Genomic DNA, 24,252 nt, shown 5'->3' with positions numbered 1-24,252 from the left:
CGAAAATGCTTGACAAATCGCCCTTGAAACACCGAATTTGGCTGGGAGCGATTTACATACATCACCGTGAAAGGAGCAGCGAAAGTGGCACAGCCAACAGCAATAACGGACGATCAATTCGAATCCGAGGTCATTGAAAGCAGCACGCCCGTACTGGTCGATTTCTGGGCGGAGTGGTGCGGGCCCTGCAAGGCCGTCGCCCCCACGCTGGTGGAACTCGCGGGCGATTACGACGGACGCCTGAAAGTCGTCAAGGTCGACGTGGACGAGAACCGGGAAGCGGCCACCCGTTTCGGCATTCGGAGCATACCGAGCCTCCTGATCTTCAAGGACGGCGCCGAGGTGGATCGGATCATCGGCGCGCTCCCCAAGCAGCAACTCGCCGAAAAGATCGACGGCCACCTGTAATCAAGCGCGGCCGATGCAGCCAGGCGCGGCCGATGCAGCCAGGCCCGGCTCGATAAACGTAGGACGGATATTCAACGAAAGCCGGGAAGGCCGATCGACGCACTCCCGGTTTTTTGTATGCGGTCCGGCCGGGCAGCCGGTCAACACAAGAGGAATTCGGAGACCAGGGCATGCTGGGAGTAGTACGCAGACTGAGAGACGGGTTGACCAGGACGCGGGACGGGCTTTCGCGCAGGATCCACCAGGCCGTGGGCCGGTATGACCGGATCGACGAGGAACTGCTGGAGGAGATCGAAGCCATCCTGCTGCAGACCGACGTGGGCGTGGAAACGACCCTGCGGATCATCGACGGACTGCGGGACCGCGCGGTCGACCAACGGACCCGGAATCCCGATGACCTCATGGGTCTGCTCCGCGAGGAGATGACGGACATTTTGGGCGATGCGCCGGCACCCGTATCAGACCAGCGGCCCCGGGTCATCATGATCGTGGGGGTCAATGGTTCGGGCAAGACTACGACCGCCGGGAAGATGGCGGCCCGTTACGCCGGGGAGGGGAAGAAGGTCCTGATCGCCGCGGCAGATACCTTTCGGGCGGCGGCCATCGACCAGCTGGAGGTCTGGGCGCGCCGCGCGGAGGCGGACTTCATCCGGCACCAGCACGGATCCGACCCCTCGGCCGTGGTCTACGACGCCATGCAGGCCGCAGCAGCCCGGGATGCGGATGTGGTGATCATCGACACGGCGGGCCGGCTGCATACCAAGGACAACCTGATGGAAGAACTGAAGAAGATCAAGCGCACCGCGGGCAAGCAGATGGACGGCGCGCCCCACGAGGTGCTCCTCGTGCTCGACGGGACCACGGGCCAGAACGCCCTCTCCCAGGCCCGCGTCTTCAGCGAAGCCCTGGGCGGCCTGACGGGTATCGCACTGACGAAGCTGGACGGGACCGCGCGGGGCGGCATCGTGTTCGCCATCGGCGTGCACCTGGGGATCCCCGTCAAACTCATCGGCGTGGGCGAACAGATCGAGGACCTGCAGGACTTCGACGCGCCGGCCTTCGTGGACGCCCTCTTCAACTGATTACGGGAGAATGTCATGCCCCGATTGGCGATAAACGGCGCGGTGCCGGTACGGACCGAACCCTTTCCGGCCTGGCCCATGAACCTGGAAGAGAGCGCCCGCGCCGCTGGCGAAACCGTGCGCTCCGGCCGATGGGGAAGCATCCAGGGCGAGCAGGTGCGCAACCTCGAACAGCGCTTCGCATCCTTCCAGCACGCCGCCCACGGCATTGCCGTCTGCAACGGCACCACGGCCCTCTGCCTCGCGCTGCAGGCGGTCGGTATCGAACCCGGTGACGAGGTCATCGTACCGGCCTATACCTTCATCGCATCGGCCAGCTCGATCGTGATGTCGAACGCCGTGCCCGTGTTCGTCGACATCGATCCCCTTACCTACAACCTGGACCCCGACCGGGTCGAGGAAGCGGTCACGCCGCGGACCCGGGCCATCGTGGCGGTGCATTTCGCGGGCCTGCCCGCGGACATGGACCGGCTCGGTGAAATCGCCGGCCGCCACGGCCTTGCGGTGATCGAGGACGCGGCACAGGCTCACGGTGCGCGGTGGGGAGGCCGGGGCGTGGGCGCCATCGGTTCGATCGGCGCCTTCAGCTTCCAGTCCTCCAAGAACCTCAACGCCGGCGAGGGGGGCATCATGCTCACCAACGACGACGAGCTGGCGGCGGCGGCGCGGTCCCTCGCCGACTGCGGGCACGTCGCGCCGGGACCCCGTTACAACCACTTCCGCATAGCCGGCAACAACCGGATGACCGAGGTACAGGGCGCCCTGCTCATGGTCCAGATGGATCACCTGGAGGCCCAGGCCGAGCAGCGTCACGCGAACGGCGAGTATCTGACCGAACGCCTCGGGGCGATTCCGGGCATATCACCGGTGGCCAGGCCCGCGAAGGCCGACCGCCACGCGCGGCACATCTACATGTTCAGGTACAACGAAGCATCCTTCGGAGGCGTCCCGAAGACACGGTTCATTGAGGCCCTGCGCGCCGAGGGAATCCCCGCCAGTCCGGGCTACTCCATCCCCCTGTACAAACAACCGGTTTTCACGGAACGGAACTATGGCATATACCGGAGCCAGGCGCTGTCCGCCGTTGACTATGGCGCGATGAATCTGCCGGTAACGGAACGGGCCTGCCGTTCGGAGGCCGTATGGTTCTCGCAGAATGTGCTGCTGGGGGACCGGGACGACATGGATGACATCGTCCGGGCGGTCGCGAGGATCGGGGAACATCGCGACGAGCTGGGGGAAGCTTAGTCAGCGCGGCGAAGCGCCGCACCCGCCGTTCCGGCCGCGTCCTTCACTGTGGAAACCAGGTGGGCCGGCTTTCCGCCGGACCTCCGGAATTCGATCAACTCGGCCATGATACTTACAGCGATCTCTTCGGGGGTATCGGCGCCGATCTCCTTGCCGATCGGCGCGTGCACCTGCTCGAGCAGGTGCCGGGGCACGCCTTTTCCTTCCAGGTTCTTCCACATCAGGGCGATTTTGCGCCGGCTGCCGATCATGCCGATATAGGCGGCGTCGGTCCACACCGCCTGCTCGATGACGGGCTGGTCCCACTGGTGTCCGCGGGTCACCGCGACCAGGTAGGACGAACCGTCGATAGGCAGCTTGCCCACGACCTCGTCGAAGGCGTCCACGACCACCTCGTCGGCTTCGGGAAACCGCTCATGGTTCGCGAAGGCCGGCCGGTCGTCCACTACGATGATGCGGAACCCGACGGTATCGGCGACCCGGGCAATGGCCCTGGCCACGTGGCCGCCGCCGAAAAGGAACAACTGCGGCGCCGGCCAGATGGACTCCAGGAAGATCCGGGTCTCCACGCCTTCGTGTTCCAGCGTGACCACCCGCAACAGGTTCTCGGTGATTTCCAGGTCCGCATCCAGCCGGATCTGGTCGTCCAGGGCGGGGTCTCCGAGTGTGCCGACGGTCTCGCCGGTATCGGTGAGCAGCATCTTGCCGGCTTCCGTCCCGGCTCTTCCCGACACCAGCGTGGCCAGGAGCCCGATGCCCCGCGCGTTGTGAAGCCCGCGGATCGCCTCGAAGATCTCCTGCATGGGGCCCGTCCGGATCGGTTCCGTGAAGATCTCCACGTTGCCGCCGCAGTTCAGTCCCTCGTCGCCGGCGTGCTTCTCGGTCAGGATGAAGTGCTGCAGCCTGGGGGCGGAACGGTCCATGACTTCGCGGGCCTCGGCCCAGACGTCGGCTTCCAGGCAACCGCCGCCCACCGTGCCGGTGAACGAGCCGTCCCACTTGACGAGCATTTTCGCCTTCTTGCTCATCGGCAGCGATCCCTTGCTCGACACGATGGTGGAAAGCGCCGCCTTCTCGCCCCGCGACAGGACGTTCACGACCTCGTCGAAAACCTCTTTCATGCGTCTATCCCTGCTAGAGGATTAAACCAGTTCCACGGGCAATTCCTCGAAACCCGTCTCATCGTCTACCCATCGGAACATCTTGATATCGCTTACGGCATCCTTCGTGACGGAAAGGACCAGGTAGCCGGGTTCCGGGTCCAGCCAGCCGGTCATGGCATCCATCCGATCCTTCTCCGAGAAATACGCCGGCGCGTCCGGATGGGAATGATAGAATCCCTGGACCCGCGCGCCCGGAGGATCGAACTCCCCGAAGAACAGCCGCTCCATGTCCGCCCGGCTGAAGGCGTATGCGGTCCGGGCGTCCCGGGGATGTTCCGCCGGGTCTTTCGCGTGCAACTCGTCCTGGATGTTCCTGCACCGGTGCACCCGCCAGGACTCCGGGTCTATTGATTCGACCTGGCCTACCGGGTCCACCGGCTCGGTCGGTTCATCCGGGCGGTCTGGACCGTCCAGACCGTCTGTACCGGTGAGGAACCCGCAGCACTCCCGTGGATACTCCGCCACGGCATGGTCCGCCATGCCTTCGTAGACGGTCCGGGGAAGTCGCAGCATCAGGTCCGGACCGGACCGGGCAGCGGCGCCGGCTGGTTCTCGATCTCGGCCTCGACGGCCGCCCGGACACCCTTAAAGGCCTCCGTTTCGACGGCGTTCCCGGGCTCGAGGAAGATGGGTTTTCCTGCGTCTCCTCCCGCGCATACGGCCGGCGATAGGGGAATCTCACCCAGGAAGGGCAGGCCCAGTTCATCGCTCAACGCAGCACCGCCGCCCCGGCCGAAGATGTGGGTCCGTTCACCCGTCGCGGCGTTGAGAAAGTAACTCATGTTTTCGACGATGCCCAGTACGGGGACCCGCAACCGCTGGAACATGGCGATCGCCTTGCGCACGTCCGACAGGGCGACCTGCTGGGGGGTCGTGACGATGACGGCCCCGGTGAGTTCGACCGACTGGGCAAGGGTCAGCGATGCGTCGCCGGTGCCGGGCGGCAGATCGACCACCAGGTAGTCCAGTTCCCCCCAGGAAACGTTTCCGAGGAAACTCTTCACCATCTTGCCCACCAGGGGGCCCCGGTAGATCACCGCGTCGGACGGCCCCGCGACGAAACCGACAGAGACCAGCCGGATACCATGCTTGACAATGGGTTGGATGCTGCCGGAAGGATCTTTCTCGAGGGACCCGGATACGCCCATCATCTGGGGCACGTTCGGGCCGTAAATATCCGCGTCGAGCAGGCCGACCTCATGGCCCGCTTCCGCGAGGGCGAGGGACAGGTTAACGCTTACCGTCGACTTGCCCACGCCGCCCTTGCCGCTGGCCACGGCGATGACGTGACGGATACCGGTCAGCGCGTCACGGGGGATTTCGGTTTCCGCAGCCAAAGTGCTCGATCCGCGTTTACGGACTGCCTGGGCTGTCCGGCATGCGCGATTCCGTTCCCGCGCCTGTCGGACTTATACGTAAAACGACTCGCCGCAGCCGCAGGTGCCCTTGGCATTGGGATTGCTGACTTTGAACCCTGCGCCCATCAGCCCTTCCACATAGTCCAGTTCCGCACCCATCAGATAGATGGCGCTCTTGTTGTCGACGAAAACCTTGATGCCGTTCTGCTCGATGATCTGGTCGTTGTCGGTCGCGTTCTTGTCGAAAGCAAGCTTGTACTGAAATCCGGAACATCCCCCGCCGGAGATCATGACGCGCAGTCCGAGATCCGGATTTTCCTGGTCCTCGATCATGGTTTTGATCTTGTCGGCGGCAACGTCCGTCACGGTGACCATGATGTCCAACCCCCTTGCGAATGAATGGCGTAAGTTGCTTTGTTTGCGCTGACTTGTATCCGTCTTGCACGACCCGAAACATGTACCTTTTGTCGCTAAGGCTATATAAACCAGAACCCGCCTGGATGTCAACCTCTTTATCGAAGCTCGCCAAGCCGAAATCGTGTGTCGCGACCCGGCTGCACGCCGCACCTGGCGCAGCAGCACGCTTCCCTAACGCAGCAGCAGCATCTTGCCATTCTGCTCGATCCCGCCCGCGGTCATGCGGTACAGGTACACGCCGCTGGGCACGGCACGGCCGTCGCCGTCCATGCCATTCCAGGTCGGCGCGTATCTGCCCGGTCCGTGGGTTTCATCGACCAGCACCCGAATCTTCCTCCCGAGCAGGTTGTATATCGTCAAGGTGACATAGACCGGCTCCGACAATTCGAAGCGTATACGCGTGCTGGAGGCAAAGGGATTCGGCGCGTTCGGGTAGAGGACCGCTACCAGTCCGTCGGACAGGCTGGAAATGTGATCAATGCGCACCGTGACAGGTTCCGCCGTCAACGCCAGTCCCGCGCGGCCCACGGGCTGCAACCGGTACTCGTAGGACGTTCCCGGTTGCGCGGACGTATCCGTGAAACTGTAGGTATTCGAACGCTGAGAAGGGTCCATGGATCGGGTCACCGGTACCGAGGTCAGCACTTCGAATGACCCATCGGGGTAGTCCCGGCGTTCGATCCGGTAGGATTGCAGGTTGATTTCCAGCCCCGCGGTCCAGGCAAGAAAAACACCGCTCAGTCCGACCTCGGCCGTGAAGGACCGCACGACCCCCCGCGATTCGGTCATCAGGGCGTTCAGCGCGTGGACGATGCCATACCCGTTGAGCGTATCCGGAGCGGCGGCCTGGCCGGCCGTCCGGCGGAGTACGCTTTGCACCTTCCCGGGCGTCCAGTGGGGGTAGGCTTCCAGCAAAAGCGCGGCGACCCCCGCCACCAGGGGCGCAGAGAAGGATGTGCCGTTGAGGCGCAGGTAATCATCGATGATGAACGGATGTACCGTGTAAGTGTCTTCCCCCATGGCCATCACATCCGGCTTGATACGGCCGTCGAAGGTGGGGCCGATGGAGGAGAACGCCGCGCGACTGCTCGCGCCATCGACGGCGCCCACGGAAATCACGCCATCCGCGTCGGCGGGCGCCGCCATCTTCTCATAGGGGGTGTCGCCCTCGTTGCCCATGCTGTTCACGACCACGATGCCACGGCGTACCGCCATCTCCGCCGCCCGCGTGATGACGGCCGTCTCTCCGTCCATGTCGGCATAAGTGTACCAGTCAAGGTATCCGAGTGAACTGCTGATGATGTCCGCGCCCAGACTGTCGGCCCATTCCATGGCGGCCACCCAGAAGTCTTCCTCGACTTCTCTCTCGAAGGCCACAACCTCCGTGCTTGCGAGCAGGTAGCGGGCGCCGTAAGCCGGACCGATCAACTCACCCGGCGCATATCCGCCAATCGTACCGAGCACCGCCGTGCCGTGACCGGTGTCCTCCAGGTCGGTAAACCCGGATTCGTCGCGAAGGAAGTTGCGTCGGGCTTCCACCCGGGTTCTCAGGCTGTCGAAGGCCACGTGATCCAGACTGAATCCCGTATCGAAGAGCGCTACGAGCACGCCTTTTCCGGTAAGTCCCAGGTCATGGAGTTCCGGCACGTGTATTTGGTTCAGCTGGATGAACGAAGAACCGTAGTCGAGGCGGTTGGGCTGGACCGCCCGAAGCCTTGCGTCCGTTTCCAGGCGGCCGGGACGTTGCGACGGGACGGGGCGCGGATGACGGAGACGGGCGACCGCGTCGATGCTGAGCACGAAGGGCTGACCGGCCAGGTCTTCGATATCCCCGGCCGGGATGGACACGCTCGCCGCGTTCAGCCAGCGGGACACCTGGAGGATCCTGCCCCCCAACGCTTCGATGCGCTCAATGTACGGGACGTGGACGGGGATATCCTCCCACCCCGCCAGCCGGTCGCTTCTTGTCGAAAGCCGCCAACGGGTACGGGGCGCCAGGCGGTCCTCGGCGACCGCCAGCGCGGCATCGAATCCGGCCCCCGGGTCGAGTCCTTTGTCCGCCAGGTAGACCCATACCTTCAGCGTCTCATCGGACGGCCGCGTAGCGAGCTCGTTCCAAAGGCGGTCGGAAATTCCCGGTTCAATACCGGGGACCGTCCCCCGCACCGGCTGCTGACCGGGCGGTGGGCTGCCGTAAGCATAGGAAGCAACGAGGACGAACAGGAACGGCAAGCATCGCTTCATGGAGGACTTCCCGGTTGGCGGGAACGGAGCCGGACGGCTCTTTGTCTTCTTCGTCTGATCAGGTAAAAGTACAACATGGCCACCAGGACAACCAGGAACAAGGAGCCGCCCAGTACCAGTGATCGGTCCACGCCCAGCGCACCCGCCATCTGACCGCCCAGGTAGAACCCCAGCACGCCGCCGATCCTGAATCTGAGGGACTCGGGAAGGACCGGAATCAGGCTCCCCGTGGAAATCCCTGCTACTACCAGCACGAGGAGCCAGACGGCTTGCAAGAGCAGTCTCACTGGATGCTGCCCCCGGATCCGGTTCCAGGCCAGCATTCCAATAAGGACGGGGACAACGTATCCTCCGTATCCCAGGGCGAGCGTCACGCCGTAGGATACCAGGGCGCCGGGAAGGCCGCCCAGGTTGGTGACTTCACCCGGACTCCGGCTCGAATTGGGGTAGTCGGTTTCTGCGTGGGTGACGAGACTGAGCAGCACGAAGAGCGCGACGGGAACCAGGAGGATCCCGATCACGTACATGCGACGTTCGATGGCTCGGGTGAAGGGAGGGAAGCTCATTTAATTGCGCTCCCATCGGCAGCTACTGGGCCCCGCGGACATAGTTTACGGCGTTCCGGAAGATATGCAGTCCGTCCGGCTCCCGGCTTCCCTCCCGGGTCCACCGGGGATGATGGGTCGGGTGGGTGTAGCGCTCCGGATGGGGCATGAGCCCGAAGATCCGTCCCGTGGCGTCGCAGATCCCGGCGATGGCGTCCACCGAGCCGTTGGGACTCCAGGGATAGGCCGTCTCCCCGGCGGCCACCCCGGTTTCCTCTTTAGTGGCCTCCCCGGCGGACACCCAGGGCGGATTGACGTACTGCAACGCGACGTGACCGCCCGGTCCCAGCCGCGCCCGTACATCCTCCGACGCCAGCATGACCTTGCCTTCCCCGTTCGCGACCGGAATGTAGATGGTCTCCGGCATGTCCCGAGTGAAGACGCAGGGACTATCGGGGTTCCTGCGCAGGTAGACCCAGCGGCACTCGAACTTGCCGGAATCGTTGTAGAACACCGTCGCTTCCTGCCGCCTGCCCCCCCGTTCCGTCTGGGGCAGCAGCCCCATCTTGACCAGCACCTGGAATCCGTTGCAGATGCCGAGGATGAGTTTGCCTTCCCCGATGAACGTTTCCACGTCCTCCATCAGCTTGCACTGCATCTCGTTGGCGAGCACTTTGCCGCCGGAGAGATCGTCACCGTAGGAGAACCCACCGGACAGGACCAGCACGTCGTACTCGGACAGGTGCCGGCGACCCTGGATGAAGGCATTGATGTGGACGGGATCGACCCGCTCCGCGCCGGCGAGGCGGAAGGCGTGGGCCGTTTCCTCGTCGCAGTTGATCCCCGCGGCGCGCAGTATCAGGACCGAGACTTTGGACATGGATGCTCCTGGGTCATATAGGAACGGCATGGAAGGCCGGCAGTCGCCGGACTGCTGTCGGACGGGCAGCTGGCACCCAGGCCTCCAACCGTCGAGCTACCGGACGGACCGCCGCGCGGCGTCACCACCGCAGGGGCCGCTGCCATGCTTCCTTCAATATGGACAATTCCGTAGAAACGATCTCATCGCCGCCCAGTCCGCGCACGAGGAAGCGGTCCTCCCCGGTCACGGTCCCCGCGCGGCCGAACGGGCTTCCTTCCATTATGGCATCGAAGTCGGCTTCCCGGCCCTCGGGTACCTCCACCACGAAGCGGCTGTTCGATTCGGAAAACAGGACCGTGTCGTCGCGGTCCGCTTCCGGATCCCGGGGCACGGCGTCCAAGTCCAGGGCCATGCCGTATCCGCCCGCGAAGGCCATTTCCGCTGCGGCCACGGCGAGACCGCCCTCGGAGCAGTCGTGACAGGCGGCCACGATGCCTTGCGAAATGGCCGCGTGCAACCGGTTCATGGTCCCGCTCCCGGCGGCGGCGTCCACGGTCGGCGCGTTCCGCCCGACGAATCCGAGCATGCGGTAGTACCGGGAACCGCCCAGTTCATCGCGCGTGCGTCCTACGACGTAGATGCTGTTTCCAGGCGCCTTGACGTCCATGCTGACCGCCTTGCGCACGTCGTCCATCACGCAGATGGCCGAGATGAGCAGCGTGGGCGGGATGGCGATGGTCCGTTCGCCGTCGGAGAACTCGTTGTAGAAGCTGTCCTTCCCCGAGATGAAAGGCGTGCCGTAGGCTACCGCGACGTCGTAACAGGCCTTGGCCGCGCGGACCAGCGCGGCGAGACGGTCCGGCTTGTCCGGATTGCCCCAGCAGAAGTTGTCCAGCAGCGCGGTCCGGTCGATACGGCCCCCGACGCAGGTGATCTGGCGGAGAGCTTCGTCGATGGCGGATGCCGCCATCCAGTACGGATCTACATCGCCATAGGAGGGGTTGATGCCGTTGGCGACGATGACACCCCGGTCCGACGAGAGCACGGGGCGCACGACGGCGGCGTCGCCCGGGCCGTCGTTGCGAGCGCCCTGAAGCGGCTTCAGCACGCTTCCGCCCTGTACTTCGTGATCGTACTGGCGGACGACCCACTCCTTGCTCGCCACGTTCCAGGATGACAGCAGCCGGATCAGGCTCTGCGCGGGACCGGGACGGCCGGTCGCGGGCGGCTCGGGATGGTCCGGCGGATCCCACCGGGCTGTCCGGACGATGCGCGGTACCCCACTGTGCAGGAACTCCATGTCCAGGTCCGCGACGGTGATCCGGCTTTCTCCCGCATCGGGCTTATGGGTGACCCGGAGCCGCCGGTCGCCGGTGAACTCGCCGATCACCGAGGCCTCCACGTCTTCACTCGCGCAGAGGTCCCGCAGGGCCTCGATGTGCTCGGGGGGAACGGCCAGGATCATGCGTTCCTGGGATTCCGAGAGGAAGATCTCCCACGGTTTCAGGCCGCCGTACTTCAGGGGCGCCTTCTCCAGGTGCACTTCCGCGCCCGTATCCTCTCCCATCTCGCCGATGGCCGACGAGAACCCGCCGGCGCCGCAGTCGGTGATGTTCCGGTAGAGCCTGCGGTCCCGCGCCTGCATCAGGACGTCGAGGATCTTCTTCTCCTCGATGGGATTCCCGATTTGAACGGCCTGCGTGGCGGTAGATTCCGAAGCGTCGGTCAGCTCGATGGACGAGAACGTGGCCCCGTGGATCCCGTCTCTGCCGGTCCGCCCGCCGATGGTGACGACGAGATCGCCCGGTTCGGCCGATTTCTCGCACCGGTCGACCGGAATGATGGCCGCGGTGCCGCAGTACACCAGCGGGTTGCCCAGGTACCGCTCGTCGAACAGGATGGCCCCGTTGACGGTCGGTATGCCCATGCGGTTGCCGTAGTCCCGGACGCCGGCCACGACGCCCTTGAAGACGCGCTTTGGATGCAGGACGCCTTCCGGCAGATCGTCGTAGGGGAAGTCGGGCGGCGCAAAGCAGAAGACGTCCGTGTTGAATATGGGCTTGCCGCCCAGGCCCGTCCCGAGCGGATCGCGAATGACCCCGCCGATTCCCGTGTTGGCGCCGCCGTAGGGATCCAGCGCCGAAGGATGGTTATGCGTTTCTACCTTGAAGACGAGATGATAGTCGTCGTCGAATTCGATGATCCCGGCGTTGTCGACGAACACGGATACACAGCGGTCGTTCGGCCCCTGGGCCCGGCGGATGTCTTCGGTCGCCTTCCTGATAGTGCGGGCGAAGAGGTTGTCGATGCGCTCCGTCTTACGGCCCGATACGTAGTCGATGACCCCGTTGAAGACCTTGTGCTTGCAGTGCTCGGACCAGGTCTGGGCCAGCGTCTCCATTTCGACGTCTGTCGGGTCGCGGCCGAGCGCGTTGAAATGGTGCCGGATCGACCGCATTTCCTCCAGGTTGAGCGCCAGCATGCCGTCCCGGCTCAGCTGCGTCATTTCATCGTCGGTCGCCTTCAGCAGGGAGAAGGTCTCGACCGTGTGGTCGGCCTCGAAGGTCATTGGCCCCCTTCGTAACATGCGTATCTTTCGATCACGTCGTTGGCCAGCAGCCGACGGCATATGGTGTCGACCTGCGACCGGATGAGCGGACCCGCCAGGATGTAGCCCCGCCCGGTGTCCACCGAATCTATCTCCGCGACGCCCAGGTCGCGGCTGCCTTTCAGCGCCGTTTCGCCCACGGCGTCGGTTACCCCGGGCCTGAACCACACTTCCACGCCCCACTCTCCGGGAGCGACCGGCAGGCCCGCGACGGCGATTTCGAGATGTTCCTGGGTGACCGGATCGGCGAGCAGACCGGTGGTGATCCGGTCCAGTTCGGCGGCCGACATGGCGCCGTGGAGCGCGTAGAGCCGGACGTGCCGAACGGCCTCGACGCCCCCGATGCCCAGGTCGAGGATATCGCCGCGGAGCCCTTCGCCTACGGCGTCCACCACGTCTTTCCTGTTCACGACGGCAATACGCCGGGTCTTCGATTCCGCGGTCATCCGCTGTGGTTTCCTAGGCGGGAAGGATCTCCGTTCGTGGGTCGGCGTCCGGTTTTGAGCGTGCCCAATCTATCCACCGGCCCCGCGCCTGTCAATCTTAAAGGGAAAACACTTGACTTGACGGGCGTTTCGGTGTAATTTGTTTACGCTGGGGCCGTTCGTCCGGGCCAGTCCTTGTCGATGGTCCGCATGGTCCGTGCATGTTGGATTGCGGTCGTATTCGACGGCGGTCCTTTCCGGTTCCCACTGGATTAAGCAACGACGCAGTTTCGATTTCGAACGCGCACCCGCCGGAATGTCCTTTCCGTCTGTCTGACGATGGCGTCTTTGCCGCTCGCATATTCTGGACAGCTTTTACAGGACCCTGTATGGCACGCATCGTTCAGCACACCGTTCACACCACAATCGATCACGGGGTAACGGGTAACGGGCCCGCATAGGCCGGAGCGGACGGGACAGAAGCGCAGTGCGCATGTCGCGAGGGGGAGGTGAGGGAAGATCGGCACATCATACCAGGAATCCTATGGAAATGGGGCCAGGTACGAACAGGCGCTGTACCGCTACCTGGCCGAAATGTCCAAGTATCCCTTGATCACGGCCGAGGAGGAAGTGCGGCTGGCCCGTTTGATCAAGCAGGGCGACCAGAATGCGCTGGACAAGCTGGTGAAGGCCAATCTCAGGTTCGTCGTCAGCGTGGCCCGCCAGTACCAGAACTACGGCCTGCCCCTGCTGGACATGATCAACGAGGGCAACATGGGTCTCATGCGGGCCGCCAAGAAATTCGACGAAACCAGGGGCTACAAGTTCATCTCCTATGCCGTCTGGTGGATACGCCAGGCCATCATACAGTCCATAGCCAATCAGTCGAGGACCGTTCGCGTCCCCGTCAACCGCTCCGAAGAACTTCGCCGCATCAAGCAGACCTCAAAGCACTTGCAGCACGAACTCGGCCGCAAGCCCGATATCGATGAAATCGCCGAGGAAATGGATATTTCGGTCGAAGAGATCAACGAGGCTCTCAGTTCGTTCAGCCACTGCATTTCCCTGGACGTACCCTTCAATCACGACGACGACCGCAGCCTGCTCGACCTCCTGCCCGATGAAATGCAGACGGCGCCGGACGAGAGCACCATGCTGCAGTTCCTGAAGTCGGACGTCGGTAAGGTGCTGGACACCCTGCCGCCCCGCGAAGCGGAAGTGATCCGCCTGTACTTCGGCGTGGGTTCGGAAAGGGCCCACACGCTCGAGGAGATCGGCATCCGTTTCGGCCTGACGCGTGAGCGGATCCGCCAGATCAAGGAACGGGCGCTGCAGCGTCTGCGTCACGCGACCCGTAGCGGCAAGCTCAGTCCCTACCTCCGGGACGACGACTGACAGGGGCATGTCCTGCCGCTTGAATACCGCACGCAACCCCGGCGCGCACGCCTGCCCGCCGGGGTTTTTTCATGGGCGGCAGCAGCCCGGAACCGACCGTTCCGGTGCGAAGAAAAGAGTTGTCCCCATCCGGCCGCTCCCTTAAGTTTCATGGTTGGAGTACAGGCCGGTATAGCGTGCCGGCGGGACGCTGAACCAAGGACCTTAAGACCATGATCACCCCGATCAAGAACCTGATCGCCAGCGCTTTCGGGACCAAGCACGACCGGGACGTCAAGCGGATGGAACCGCTCGTCGAGGCCGTCAATGAATGGGCCGACGAATACCAGGCGCTCGACGAAGCCCAGTTTCCCGATAAAACGCGGGAGTTCCGAGCCCGGTGGGAGGACGGCGAGGAACTGGACGACATCCTTCCCGAAGCCTTCGGCCTGGTCAAGGAAGCCTGCAGGCGCATGATCGGCAGGTCGTGGTTCGTCCCCGGCCAGGGCGACATGGTGTGGGACATGACGCCCTACGACGTGCAGATCATCGGCGGGATCGTGCTCCACGAAGGCAAGATCGCCGAGATGGCAACGGGAGAGGGCAAGACGCTCGTGGCCCTTTTCCCCATGTATCTCAACGGACTTACCGGACGCGGCGCCCACCTGGTGACGCACAACGAGTTCCTCGCCAAGCGCGACCGGGCCTGGATGGGACCGGTCTTCGAGTTCCTTGGGCTCACAGTCGAGTGTCTGCAGAACAACGATCCCGATGTGGAGCGGAAGAAAGCAGGCTACCAGGCGGACGTGACCTACGGGACCACCAACGAATTCGGCTTCGACTACCTCCGGGACAACATGAAGTGGCGCCTTGAGGACCGCGTGCAGCGGGGCCACCCTTACGCGATCGTGGACGAGGTGGATTCCATCCTGATCGATGAAGCGCGCACGCCTCTCATCATCGCGGGCCAGGTGAGCGAGTCGAACACCGGCAAGTACGCCGAATCCCTGCCGGACGTCCAGAAACTCGTGCGGGCCCAGACCCGTTTCGCGGCGAAGATCGTTTCGGAGGCGGAAGCGATGCTGGAAAACGAGGAGGACGACTACGACGCCGGGATCAAGCTGCTGCAGGCACAGCGGGGCATGCCGAAGAACAAGAAACTCCTGAAGCTGCAGCAGGAACCCGGCATCAAGAAGCTGATCCAGCAGGTAGAGGGGGACTTTATCCGGGAGAAGAAGATGCCGGTTCTGGACGACGAGCTCTTCTTCACGGTCGACGAGAAGACCCGCCATACCGAAATCAACGAGAAGGGCCGGGAGCTCCTTTCGCCGGGCGAACAGGAACTCTTCATCATACCCGACCTAGGCGAAGGCATCGTGGAAATCGAGTCGGACGCCAGTCTGAGCGAGGAGCAGCAGGGCGAACGTAAAGCCGAACTGGAGAAACTCTACGCCGAACGCAGCGAACGCATCCACAACATGCACCAGCTGCTCCAGGCCTACGCGATCTACGAAAAAGACATCGATTACGTCATTGAGAACGGGAAGGTCGTCCTGGTGGACACCTTCACGGGCCGGCTGATGTACGGCAGGCGGCTGGCCGAGGGCCTGCACCAGGCCATCGAGGCCAAGGAAGGCGTGAAGATCGAGCAGGAAACGCGCACGGTCGCGTCCATCACCATACAGAATTACTTCCGCATGTACGACAAGCTGGCGGGGATGACCGGCACGGCCGTTACGGAGGCGAGCGAGTTCTTCGCGATCTACAAGATGGACGTGGTGGAGATCCCGACCAATCAACCGATCCGTCGCACCGACCACGACGACGTGGTCTTTCGCACCCGCCGTGAGAAGTATAACGCCGTCATCGATGAAATCGAGGAATTGAACGAAAAGCGCCAGCCCATCCTGATCGGGACCACCTCCGTCGACGCCTCTGAAACGCTGAGCCGCATGCTGAAGCGCCGGGGTATCAAGCACAACGTGCTGAACGCCAAGTTCCATCAGCAGGAGTCCGAGATCATCGCGAAGGCAGGCCAGCCCGGTTCGGTGACCATCGCTACGAACATGGCGGGCCGGGGCACCGACATCAAGCTCGGCACCGGCGTAGTCGATCTCGGCGGCCTCCACATCATCGGAACCGAACGCCACGAAGCCCGGCGCATCGACCGCCAGCTCCGCGGGCGTTCCGGACGCCAGGGGGACCCGGGTTCGTCGCGGTTCTACCTCTCGCTCGAGGACGACCTGATGCGGCTCTTCGGCTCCGAGCGCATCGCCTCCGTCATGGACCGCCTGAAGATACCGGACGGAGAAGTGATCGAGCACTCCATGGTGACCCGGTCCATCGAACGGGCCCAGAAGCGGGTGGAAGCCCAGCATTTCGACATGCGGAAGCACGTGCTCGAATACGACAACGTCATGAACCAGCAGCGCGAAGCCGTGTACGACCGCCGCCTGCTCGCCCTGGAGCGCAAGAACCTCAGGGAAGACGTCGTCGAGATGATCCGCGGCTTGGCGGAAAGGAAGGTGGAGGAATACACCGATCCCAAGACCTATCCCGAGGACTGGGACCTGGACGGGCTGAGCGGCGACCTGGCCCGGAATTTCCATGTGGCCGTGGCCGTGGCCGAGGAGGAAATGGCGGATCTTAACGTGGAATCACTGGTGGAACTGGCCAACGAGAAGATGCTCGAGTCCTACGAGCGGAAGGAAACGGCCCTGGCGCCTTCGCCGGAACTGATGCGCGACCTGGAGCGCTTCGCCACCCTGCACGTCATCGACAACGCCTGGCAGGAGCACCTGTACGAAATCGACCGGATGCGGGAGGGCATCGGCCTGCGCGCGTACGGCCAGCTGGATCCCCTGATCCAGTACAAGAAGGAAGCCTACGCCATGTTCGAGGAGTTGTGGGACCGGCTGGATGAAGAGATCGTCAAGACCGTCTTCAATGCCGAACTGGCCGAAACGCGGATGCCGCGCCAGGAAACCCCGACCAATATGCGGGCGATTCACCAGGAAGCCCCGGCCATGGCCGGCATGGCCGGCACGGCCACGGAAGATCCCGATGCGGAAGCCGGCGTCCAGCAACGCGGACGGTCCGGACGGTCAGGTCGGTCCGGACGTCGCGGCGGCCATTCCGACAGGGACCCGTCCCGTCCGGTCAGGGTCGAACAGAAAATCGGCCGCAACGCGCCCTGTCCCTGCGGCAGTGGGAAGAAGTACAAGAAGTGCTGCGGAGCCGGCGTCGCCTGATACCGGCGGGCCCGAGTCGAGGCGACCTTACGTCCGGCTCGCGCGTTCGGCTCGCGGAAATGTCGGATTATTCCTCTTCGGCGCCGATCTGGCCCAGGTCCAGATCCAGTTCCTCGCGCCGCTGATTCTTGGTGATCCTGCCGTCCTGCACCCACAGGATGCGGTCTGAAACGTCCAGCATCTTCAGATCGTGGGTCGCCGAAATGATCGTCACCTGCTTTTCCTGGTTCAGTTCCCGCAACAGCTCGATGATCTCCCGTCCCGTCTTCCGGTCCAGGTTGCCCGTGGGCTCGTCCGCGAGGACGATGGCCGGATCGTTGGCCAGTGCGCGGGCCACGGCGACACGCTGTTGCTGCCCGCCGGACAGTTCCAGCGGCTTGTGCTGGACCCGTTCGCCGAGTCCCACCAGCGTCAGCAGATCGACGCCCTTGTCGATGGCCTCGTCCGTCGCCAGGCCGGCGAAAATCATCGGCAAGGTGACGTTCTCCAGGGCGGTCATGACCGGAATCAGGTTGAAGGTCTGAAAGATGTAGCCGATCTTTCGGCACCGCAGCCAGGCCAGTTCGTAGGCGTCCAGCTGGGCGACGTCGACCTCGTCGATATAGACCTTGCCCTCCGTGGGCTTGTCCAGCGCGCCGATCATGTTGAACAGGGTGGACTTGCCCGAGCCCGACGGGCCCATGATGGAGATGTACTCCCCGCGCTGGACCTCCATGTCGATGCCCTTGAGCGCCTCCAGGGAGAGCTTGCCCATCTGGTACACCCGCTTGACCCCGCGGGTGCGCACGATATTCTGGGTTTCGGTATCCGGCGCGTCCATTACCGCGGTCTGCTCTTCAGTCATTTCCCGCCCCTTTCAGGTCGACTTTCCGGTTTGATGCCATCCAGCAAAGTGTTCCGGTGGTATTCCCTCGTCAGACTTCCGTACGCATGGCGTCGGCCGGCGGCATCTGGGATGCCCGGTACGCGGGGTACAGCGCTCCGATGATGGCGAGCCCCAGTCCGGCCCCCAGCGAATACAGGCCGCTTTGGGCCACCTCAAATACCGGGAAGAGCACCAGGGGATCCCATCCATAGGAGGTCATCATCGAGATCAGCATGAACAGGCAGCCCATGATGACCCCGCCTACCGATCCGACCAGTCCCTGGAAGGTGGACTCCAGCACGAAAAGTTGAATGATGAACTTGTCCAGGGCCCCCAGGCACTTCATGGTTCCGATTTCACGGTACCTTTCGGTCACCGACATCAGCATGGCGTTGGTGATGCCGACGACGCACACGAGCAGAGAGAGGGAAACAAGCCATACCTGCTGCGTCGCGGAATCGCCGTCCGCGCCCTTCTGTTCCAGCAATGCCCGGACCTGGGGGGAACCGCCTTCCACGAGCGCTTCGTTGATGGAGGCGCTGGTCAGGATGGACATGAGAAAGGCGATGCCGAAGAAGATGCCTCCGATCGTTATCAGCGACCGCCAGAACCGGATCCTCAGGCTGCGGAAGCTGATTTCGATCGCCTTGGACAGGGGCAGCGATATCTGTTTCTCCGTCGTGCCGGCCGTCGCGGCCGATTCCGTCGTCATGCGTTCCTTTCTCCTTTTCTGTTTGCCACGGCCAGTCCGATCAACCCCTTCTCCGTGAGTTGTTTCAGGTACGTCAGCGTGGAGATCTCCGCTTCCTTGCGTTCCAGTTTGTATTCGGTCCGGATCGTCGATATGACGTGGTCTACCGTATTCTGCCCGTCACACAACCCCCAAAGGAACGAACCGATCCGGTCCAGCACCACCGTCCGCCGGCTCGGCACGTAGAACATCCGGGACATGGTGTTGATCCACCAGGTCTTGCGCCTCGGAATGCCCAGCACGATCTCCCCGTCGGAGTTCTCCTCGCAGGTCAGCTTCTCATTGCGAACCGGCTTCGCGCGCAACAACTCCCTTCGGGGCAGCGGGGGCGGCTTCTTTCGAAACAATTGCATGGTTACGACCCCGAGATCAGTGGCAGACCACCGTACCGGCTATTTCATCCAGAAACTCGGGCCGGTGCGATTCATCCTGGTGTCGCAGCACATATATCCTATTGCCATCGATACAATGCCAGCCGCGACAACTCAATGGTTTTTTTTGCGGTCGCCGCCACGGCAGCCACGCCATGCGGCTGTGCACCGTCTCGGGATCCACGCCCTGGCCCGTCCCTCCGATGGACGGATGTCCGCCCGTGGGACCGGCGTCGTCGATCCAGACGTCGATTTCGCTGCTATAGGTGTCCTGGAACCAGTCCGGGAACGTCCGGCCCTCCAGGTGCATTTCGGCAAGGCTCATCCGTAACAGTTCCAATCTGGCGCCGCCGCGCTGGAAAGTCAACTCGATACGGCCCGTCATGAAGGAGTGTTGCTTCAGGACGTAGTCGGACGGCAGCTCGATGCGCAGCCCGTACACGGCCCAGGTGGCGGTGTCGCCGCGCGCGTGGTCGTCCAGGGTGCTCAGCAGTCTCGAGGCCCGGGTCATCATGGACTCTCCCCCCCGTCCGAGGACCTGGGCGAAGACCGTGCGGCCGCAGGTTTCGCACATCCACAGGCAGCCGTAGGCCTGCAGGGGCTCGGGTCCTTCCGTCCGCCAGTGAAACCCCTCCACCGTCCGTTCCGCCAGTACGGATTCGTCCTTGATGAGCGCCAGGTCGCGCCGGATCTTGACGGGCGGCGCCTTCTTCCCGCCCTTTCCGGTGAGGTTCTTGAGATACCTCGCGACCACCTGATCGGGCGCTTCCCGGCCGCGCGTGCGCTCCCACCTCAGCTCGAAACGGGGCATCTCCGTGTCGTCGAGCCGCAGATAGCCCGTCGTAAAATCGCCCGATACCGCGCCGATGCTCCAGTCTTCGGGCCGTTCGAACGACAGGTGATGCCAACCGGTGACTGCCCATTTCGATGCCCCGCGATTCATGTGACCGTTCTTTCCCGCCGCGCGAATTCCAGGATGTAGTGCAGGCCCGATCCGACCACGCAGCAGAGGGCCGCCCAGAGGGCCCACGTTCCGTACGGCTGCCACTCTACAACGTAGAGGACCAGCGCGACGCCCATGGCCAGGGTGGTCAGCTTGCCGACCCGGTCGGCTGGCAGGACCACGTTCCCGGGCTTGAGATACAGGTACGCGCCCGCAATCAGAATGGACAGGTCGCGGGCGATGATCAGCGCGGCCGCCCACAGCGGGAATTCCCGGAACAGGACCAGAAAGACCGACAGGCTGCCGACCAGGATCTTGTCGGCCAACGGGTCGAGTACCAGCCCCCATCGGGATGCCCAGTGGAAGCGGCGCGCCAGGTAACCGTCGGCCGCGTCCGTCAGAAAGGCGCACCCAACGAGTCCGTACAGGGCCAGGCGCGCATCCCCGGCGAAACTCCAGTAAATGAACGGAACGGCGGCGATGCGCGAAAGGGACAGCACATTGGGCGGTGTCCAGAACCGTCTCGTGCTTCCGTTCCCTTCGGAATCCGGACTCATGCCGCCGTCCTTCGCGGGATCAATCGGTTCACACGACCGCCGTGCGACGCAGCATCTCGCGGGCGTGGGAAAGGGCCATGGCGTCCACCGTCTCCCCGGCCAGCATGCGCGCGATTTCCCTGACCCGTCCGTCCTCGTCCAGGTGGTCGACCAGCGTGACCGACCTGCCGCGGGCCGATTGCTTTTGCACGGTGAAATGCGTACGGCCCCAGCAGGCCACCTGGTGAAGATGGGTGATGCACAGCACCTGGTGGTCCCTGGAAAGCAGCTTCAGGCGATGACCGACCGATTCGGCGATGCGGCCTCCGATCCCAATGTCCAGTTCGTCGAATATCAGCGTCGGCATGCGGTCGGATTCGGCCAGGATCACCTTCAGTGCCAGCATGATGCGGGAGATCTCGCCGCCGGATGCGATGCTCGCCAGCGGCTTCAGGTCCTCCCCGGCATTGGGCGATATCAGGAATTCTATCCGGTCCATCCCGTGGGCGTCCACGCGGAAACCGCGTCCGTCGATCCGCAACGGTCCGTCATCGGACTCCTGCCACGCGATCCCGACCTGGAAGCCCGTCTTCCCCATGCCCAGCTCCGCCAGTTCCGCCACGACCCTGCCTTCCAGCTTGCGGGCAACCAGTTTGCGCCGGTCCGACAGGGCCTTCGCCCTTTCGGCAAGGTCACGCCGGGCCGCTTCCACTTCCTCGCTCAGTCGGTTCCGGCGTTCGTCGGCCGTGTCCATCCGCTCCAGTTCTCCGGCGATCCGTGCACGGTGGGCCGCGACCTCCTCGAGCGTCGCGCCGTATTTCCGCTTGAGCCGCCCGATGAGATCCAGCCTGTCCAGCACCTCTTCCAGGCGCGCCGGGTCGTATTCGACGCGGTCGCGGTAGCGCCGCAGGAAATCGGTGCAGTCGTCGAGCTGGTAGCGCGCGGTGCGCACGCTTTCGAGGGCCCCGCCGAGCGAGGGGTCGATGCGCTCCGCTTCCTCCAGCGCGCGGATGACGCGGACCAGTCCGTCGACGAAGGCACCCTCGCCCTCGGAGAGCGCCTCGGAAGCTTCGGAAGCGACCCGGATCAACTGTTCCGCGTGCTCCAGGACAGCCCGCTCCCTCTCCAGTTCCTCGTCCTCCCCCGGCGAAAGGTCCGCCTGCTCGAGCTCGTCGAGCTGGAAGCGGTAGAGTTCCTCCCGTTCCCGGGTGGCGGCGAGTTCCTCCTCCAACAGCCGAAGGGCCCCTGACCGTTCGGTGAACTGGCGGTAGGCTTCGGCGACGTACTGCTTCGGCGTTCGTACGTCCTCGAAACCGTCCAGGAAGTCCCGGTGCGTCCGCGGGTTCAGCAGCGTCTGGTGATCGTGCTGTCCGTGCAGGTCGACCAACAGGACGCCCAGTCTCCTGAGGACGGAAACGGTGACCAGGCTGCCGTTGATCGTGCACCGGTTGCGCCCGTCGCGGCTGACCTCCCGCCGGATGATCAGCCCATCCTCCTCCGGGTCCACGCCGATCTCAGACAGCAGGTCCCGCAGTTGCGGGTCGCGCTCTCCTTCGAACAGCCCCTCGACGATCGCGGACTTCGCACCGCCCCGTATGGTGTCCGACGCGGCCCGGCCGCCGAGAATGAGTCCCAGCGCGCCGATCAGGATGGACTTCCCGGAGCCGGTTTCACCCGTGAGCACGTTCAGTCCGGGGGTGAACTCGATGTCCACCTTGTCCAGGAGCGCGTAGTTTGTGACCCTCAGGTTCGCGAGCATAGGCTACAACATGAACGGCTGGACCGGGTTGTTCAGCGTTCCCCCCATTTCAGCTTCGTGCGCAGGACATCGTAAAAGGAACGATCCGTGAACCTGATCAGGTGTATGGTGTGGTCAGCCCGGTAAAGCTCGACCGTGTTGCCCGGCTGGATCACCACGTTCTCCTGGCCGTCCACGGTGAGCAGGAGATCGGGATGGTCCGCCCGGACTTCGATCCGGATGCGGTCCCGCGCGGCGAGCACCATGGCGCGGTTGGAAAGCGTATGCGGACAGATAGGCGACACGACGATCGCTTCCATGTCGGGCGCCAGAATCGGGCCTCCCGCCGCCAGCGAATAGGCCGTGGAACCGGTCGGGGTCGACACGATCAGACCGTCGGCCATGACGTCGTTGACGTATTCGTCATTGATATAGATGCCCAGTTCGATGACCCGGCAGATCGCGCCCTTGTCGATTACGATATCGTTCAGCGCCGAAAATGACCCGTTCGCTATCCGTCCCTGCAGGACCAGTCGCTTGTCCAGCGTGTACCGCCCGTCGAAGACGCGTTCGAGGGCGTCGTCGAGATCGCCGGGCGTCGTCTGCATCATGAATCCGAGCTTTCCGGAATTGATGCCGAGAATGGGGGTGCCGGAAGCGCCCACCAGGCGCGCGGTCTTGAGCAGCGTGCCGTCCCCCCCGATGGCGATGACCCAGTCGACGTCTTCCACCGCGCGTTCGTCCGAATCCACGACCACGCACTCCCGGCGGGCCACTGCCTCGCCGGCCGTGGCCGCCAGGTCGGCCGCGAGCGTTGGCTTTCCGGACCGCGACGTGACCATTCGAACGAGTTCCGGAATCAGTCCGGCGACTACAGGCCGTGCCGGATTGGCGATGATGCCCACGCGATGCATCAGAAGGTCCTTCCGATCAGGTACTCCGCCCAATTGACCAGGTACCCCTTATAAGAAGAGTCGGGAATCGCATCGAGATTTCGAATGGCATCGGCCACGCGCTGTTCCATGAGCGTCCGGGCGTGGTCGAGACCGCCGTGTGCCAGGATGAGGTCGCGGACCTCCGCGATCTGCTCGTCGGTAGCCCCCGGTTTTCCGACGACGTCGAGCAGAAACCGCCGCTCGGCGGGCGAAGCCTTGTGGTAGGTGTGGACGAGCAGCAGGGTGCGCTTCCCTTCCCGGAGGTCGGAGCACACCGGTTTCCCCAGCGTGGCCTCGTCGGCCGTGAGGCCCAGGATGTCGTCCTGCAACTGGAAGGCCACGCCGCATTCCCCGGTGAACGATGAAATCGCCCGCACCATGGGGTGGTTCCGGTCCGGCGTATTCAGGCCGATCATCGCGCCGGCCGCGCCCGCGAAGGCGTAGAGCGCGCCGGTTTTTCTCCAGAACATGTCGATCACGGACGCTTCGTCCAGGCTGTCCATGGGCGCCTTGGCGTACTGAATGTCCAGTGCCTGTCCGCCTACGAGGGCCAGGAGAACTTCCGTCTCCAGGTAGCGGATGAGTTCGATCACCACCTCGCCGTTGTCCGCGTTCGCGTCGTACAGTTCGGTCAGGAGTCCGGTAGCCCACCCGTGCTGGACCTCGCCGGTCATGATCCCGATGGACAGGCCGTAGTGGGCGGCTTCTCTTTCGTCGAAAGCCCCGCCGGCCAGCGCCCGTCGCCGGAACTCCTCGTGGACGGTGGGCGTGCCGCGCCGCAGCGCGTCCCGGTCCATGATGTCGTCATGCACGATGGTCCAGGTGTGGAACAGTTCCACCGCGACCGCCGCGGGCGTTGCGGACCGCTCCCTGCCGCCCACGGCACCGCAGGAGAAGTAGAGCACGCAGGGACGAAGCACCTTGCCGGACGCCTTCAGGTAGCTGAACACCCCGTCGTGTATGTCCTCCGGAACGAACAGGACTTTACGGCGGTCAGCCTCCAGGTACTCGCGCACCCATTCCTTTCGTACGGCCAGCGCGTCGAGGAAGTCCTGCTTCCCCGGGGTATCGGTCATATACGACGCCATTCATCTGGTGCGGTCCTGTCGGAACGCTCGATGGGGGTCG

General features: G+C 63.9%; 20 protein-coding genes and 1 pseudogene. 5 read left to right on the top strand and 16 right to left on the bottom strand.

The annotated features are described in order from the left end of the window. The first annotated feature begins 84 nt into the window (after nt 1-84). The 3 genes from trxA to F4X08_04720 all read left to right on the top strand — a co-directional run bounded on the left by trxA (nt 85) and on the right by F4X08_04720 (nt 2,738). Nucleotides 85-408: a thioredoxin gene (gene trxA, locus F4X08_04730; GenBank protein ID MYD25100.1), complete on the top strand. Its 324-nt coding sequence runs from the start codon at nt 85-87 to the stop codon at nt 406-408. Nucleotides 409-581: 173 nt separating this feature from the next. Continuing rightward, on the top strand, nt 582-1,490 hold the full coding sequence (gene ftsY / locus F4X08_04725; GenBank protein MYD25099.1) for a signal recognition particle-docking protein FtsY: 909 nt from the start codon (nt 582-584) through the stop codon (nt 1,488-1,490). 15 nt (nt 1,491-1,505) lie between these two features. Continuing rightward, nucleotides 1,506-2,738, top strand: a complete 1,233-nt coding sequence (locus tag F4X08_04720) for a DegT/DnrJ/EryC1/StrS family aminotransferase (protein MYD25098.1) — start codon at nt 1,506-1,508, stop codon at nt 2,736-2,738. Here the strand turns inward: F4X08_04720 and F4X08_04715 are convergent. The 8 genes and pseudogenes from F4X08_04715 to purL form a co-directional block, all read right to left on the bottom strand. Next, on the bottom strand, nt 2,735-3,859 hold the full coding sequence (locus F4X08_04715; protein MYD25097.1) for an XdhC family protein: 1,125 nt from the start codon (nt 3,857-3,859) through the stop codon (nt 2,735-2,737). The two genes, F4X08_04720 and F4X08_04715, sit on opposite strands and share 4 nt — an antisense overlap. A 21-nt stretch (nt 3,860-3,880) precedes the next feature. Further along, nucleotides 3,881-4,414 (bottom strand): hypothetical protein, encoded by a 534-nt coding sequence (locus tag F4X08_04710; GenBank protein MYD25096.1) that lies wholly within the window; start codon nt 4,412-4,414, stop codon nt 3,881-3,883. After that, nucleotides 4,414-5,238 carry an Mrp/NBP35 family ATP-binding protein gene (locus tag F4X08_04705; protein MYD25095.1) on the bottom strand — a complete coding sequence of 275 codons (825 nt, stop codon included), beginning with the start codon at nt 5,236-5,238 and terminating at the stop codon, nt 4,414-4,416. The genes F4X08_04710 and F4X08_04705 overlap by 1 nt, the downstream gene beginning before the upstream one ends. Before the next feature lie 72 nt (nt 5,239-5,310). Then, nucleotides 5,311-5,634 (bottom strand): iron-sulfur cluster insertion protein ErpA, encoded by a 324-nt coding sequence (erpA, locus tag F4X08_04700; protein MYD25094.1) that lies wholly within the window; start codon nt 5,632-5,634, stop codon nt 5,311-5,313. Nucleotides 5,635-5,847: 213 nt separating this feature from the next. Further along, nucleotides 5,848-7,920 carry a S8 family serine peptidase gene (locus F4X08_04695; GenBank protein ID MYD25093.1) on the bottom strand — a complete coding sequence of 691 codons (2,073 nt, stop codon included), beginning with the start codon at nt 7,918-7,920 and terminating at the stop codon, nt 5,848-5,850. Then, complete coding sequence (locus tag F4X08_04690) at nt 7,917-8,486, bottom strand: hypothetical protein (protein ID MYD25092.1); 570 nt, start codon at nt 8,484-8,486, stop codon at nt 7,917-7,919. Before F4X08_04690 ends, F4X08_04695 begins: the two co-directional genes overlap by 4 nt. Before the next feature lie 22 nt (nt 8,487-8,508). Next, on the bottom strand, nt 8,509-9,345 hold the full coding sequence (locus F4X08_04685; protein MYD25091.1) for a phosphoribosylformylglycinamidine synthase subunit PurQ: 837 nt from the start codon (nt 9,343-9,345) through the stop codon (nt 8,509-8,511). A 121-nt stretch (nt 9,346-9,466) separates the two neighbouring features. Continuing rightward, nucleotides 9,467-12,381: pseudogene (gene purL, locus F4X08_04680) on the bottom strand (phosphoribosylformylglycinamidine synthase subunit PurL). A gap of 573 nt (nt 12,382-12,954) precedes the next feature. Between purL and F4X08_04675 the strand changes: the two are divergent. Beyond that, the gene (locus F4X08_04675) at nt 12,955-13,755 is read left to right on the top strand and encodes an RNA polymerase sigma factor RpoD/SigA (GenBank protein ID MYD25090.1); all 801 of its coding nucleotides are present in this window, start codon (nt 12,955-12,957) and stop codon (nt 13,753-13,755) included. A gap of 212 nt (nt 13,756-13,967) precedes the next feature. Next, a complete protein-coding gene (gene secA / locus F4X08_04670) occupies nt 13,968-16,985 on the top strand; it encodes a preprotein translocase subunit SecA (GenBank protein ID MYD25089.1) in 3,018 nt (1,005 codons plus the stop codon). 67 nt (nt 16,986-17,052) lie between these two features. On the opposite strand, the gene F4X08_04665 is transcribed toward secA, so the two are convergent. The 8 genes from F4X08_04665 to F4X08_04630 form a co-directional block, all read right to left on the bottom strand. Further along, nucleotides 17,053-17,805 carry an ABC transporter ATP-binding protein gene (locus tag F4X08_04665; protein MYD25088.1) on the bottom strand — a complete coding sequence of 251 codons (753 nt, stop codon included), beginning with the start codon at nt 17,803-17,805 and terminating at the stop codon, nt 17,053-17,055. A gap of 94 nt (nt 17,806-17,899) precedes the next feature. Next, nucleotides 17,900-18,562, bottom strand: a complete 663-nt coding sequence (locus tag F4X08_04660; GenBank protein ID MYD25087.1) for an FtsX-like permease family protein — start codon at nt 18,560-18,562, stop codon at nt 17,900-17,902. Next, on the bottom strand, nt 18,559-18,954 hold the full coding sequence (locus tag F4X08_04655) for a PqqD family protein (protein ID MYD25086.1): 396 nt from the start codon (nt 18,952-18,954) through the stop codon (nt 18,559-18,561). The genes F4X08_04660 and F4X08_04655 overlap by 4 nt, the downstream gene beginning before the upstream one ends. Nucleotides 18,955-18,970: 16 nt before the next feature. Beyond that, the gene (locus F4X08_04650) at nt 18,971-19,915 is read right to left on the bottom strand and encodes a hypothetical protein (GenBank protein ID MYD25085.1); all 945 of its coding nucleotides are present in this window, start codon (nt 19,913-19,915) and stop codon (nt 18,971-18,973) included. Next, a complete protein-coding gene (locus F4X08_04645; protein MYD25084.1) occupies nt 19,912-20,472 on the bottom strand; it encodes a CDP-alcohol phosphatidyltransferase family protein in 561 nt (186 codons plus the stop codon). Before F4X08_04645 ends, F4X08_04650 begins: the two co-directional genes overlap by 4 nt. A gap of 28 nt (nt 20,473-20,500) precedes the next feature. Then, nucleotides 20,501-22,210: a DNA repair protein RecN gene (gene recN / locus F4X08_04640; GenBank protein ID MYD25083.1), complete on the bottom strand. Its 1,710-nt coding sequence runs from the start codon at nt 22,208-22,210 to the stop codon at nt 20,501-20,503. Nucleotides 22,211-22,242: 32 nt separating this feature from the next. Further along, the gene (locus tag F4X08_04635) at nt 22,243-23,103 is read right to left on the bottom strand and encodes an NAD(+) kinase (GenBank protein MYD25082.1); all 861 of its coding nucleotides are present in this window, start codon (nt 23,101-23,103) and stop codon (nt 22,243-22,245) included. Beyond that, entirely contained in the window at nt 23,103-24,212 is a 1,110-nt protein-coding gene (locus tag F4X08_04630) for a polyprenyl synthetase family protein (protein ID MYD25081.1), read from the bottom strand. The genes F4X08_04635 and F4X08_04630 overlap by 1 nt, the downstream gene beginning before the upstream one ends. Between the last annotated feature and the right edge of the window lie 40 nt (nt 24,213-24,252).

The sequence above is a fragment of the Gemmatimonadota bacterium genome (genome assembly GCA_009841265.1).
Classification (GTDB): Bacteria; JAAXHH01; JAAXHH01; order JAAXHH01; family JAAXHH01; genus JAAXHH01.
This window is presented reverse-complemented; position numbering and strand designations above follow the sequence as displayed.

Coding starts and splice junctions, on each gene's coding strand:
- F4X08_04660 (MYD25087.1), bottom strand. CDS start 18,562: ATGACGACGGAATCGGCCGCGACGGCCGGCACGACGGAGAAACAGATA.
- erpA (MYD25094.1), bottom strand. CDS start 5,634: ATGGTCACCGTGACGGACGTTGCCGCCGACAAGATCAAAACCATGATC.
- recN (MYD25083.1), bottom strand. CDS start 22,210: ATGCTCGCGAACCTGAGGGTCACAAACTACGCGCTCCTGGACAAGGTG.
- F4X08_04710 (MYD25096.1), bottom strand. CDS start 4,414: ATGCTGCGACTTCCCCGGACCGTCTACGAAGGCATGGCGGACCATGCC.
- F4X08_04720 (MYD25098.1), top strand. CDS start 1,506: ATGCCCCGATTGGCGATAAACGGCGCGGTGCCGGTACGGACCGAACCC.
- F4X08_04645 (MYD25084.1), bottom strand. CDS start 20,472: ATGAGTCCGGATTCCGAAGGGAACGGAAGCACGAGACGGTTCTGGACA.
- F4X08_04695 (MYD25093.1), bottom strand. CDS start 7,920: ATGAAGCGATGCTTGCCGTTCCTGTTCGTCCTCGTTGCTTCCTATGCT.
- F4X08_04690 (MYD25092.1), bottom strand. CDS start 8,486: ATGAGCTTCCCTCCCTTCACCCGAGCCATCGAACGTCGCATGTACGTG.
- F4X08_04685 (MYD25091.1), bottom strand. CDS start 9,345: ATGTCCAAAGTCTCGGTCCTGATACTGCGCGCCGCGGGGATCAACTGC.
- F4X08_04715 (MYD25097.1), bottom strand. CDS start 3,859: ATGAAAGAGGTTTTCGACGAGGTCGTGAACGTCCTGTCGCGGGGCGAG.
- F4X08_04650 (MYD25085.1), bottom strand. CDS start 19,915: ATGAATCGCGGGGCATCGAAATGGGCAGTCACCGGTTGGCATCACCTG.
- F4X08_04655 (MYD25086.1), bottom strand. CDS start 18,954: ATGCAATTGTTTCGAAAGAAGCCGCCCCCGCTGCCCCGAAGGGAGTTG.
- F4X08_04675 (MYD25090.1), top strand. CDS start 12,955: ATGTCCAAGTATCCCTTGATCACGGCCGAGGAGGAAGTGCGGCTGGCC.
- secA (MYD25089.1), top strand. CDS start 13,968: ATGATCACCCCGATCAAGAACCTGATCGCCAGCGCTTTCGGGACCAAG.
- F4X08_04635 (MYD25082.1), bottom strand. CDS start 23,103: ATGCATCGCGTGGGCATCATCGCCAATCCGGCACGGCCTGTAGTCGCC.
- F4X08_04630 (MYD25081.1), bottom strand. CDS start 24,212: ATGGCGTCGTATATGACCGATACCCCGGGGAAGCAGGACTTCCTCGAC.
- F4X08_04665 (MYD25088.1), bottom strand. CDS start 17,805: ATGGACGCGCCGGATACCGAAACCCAGAATATCGTGCGCACCCGCGGG.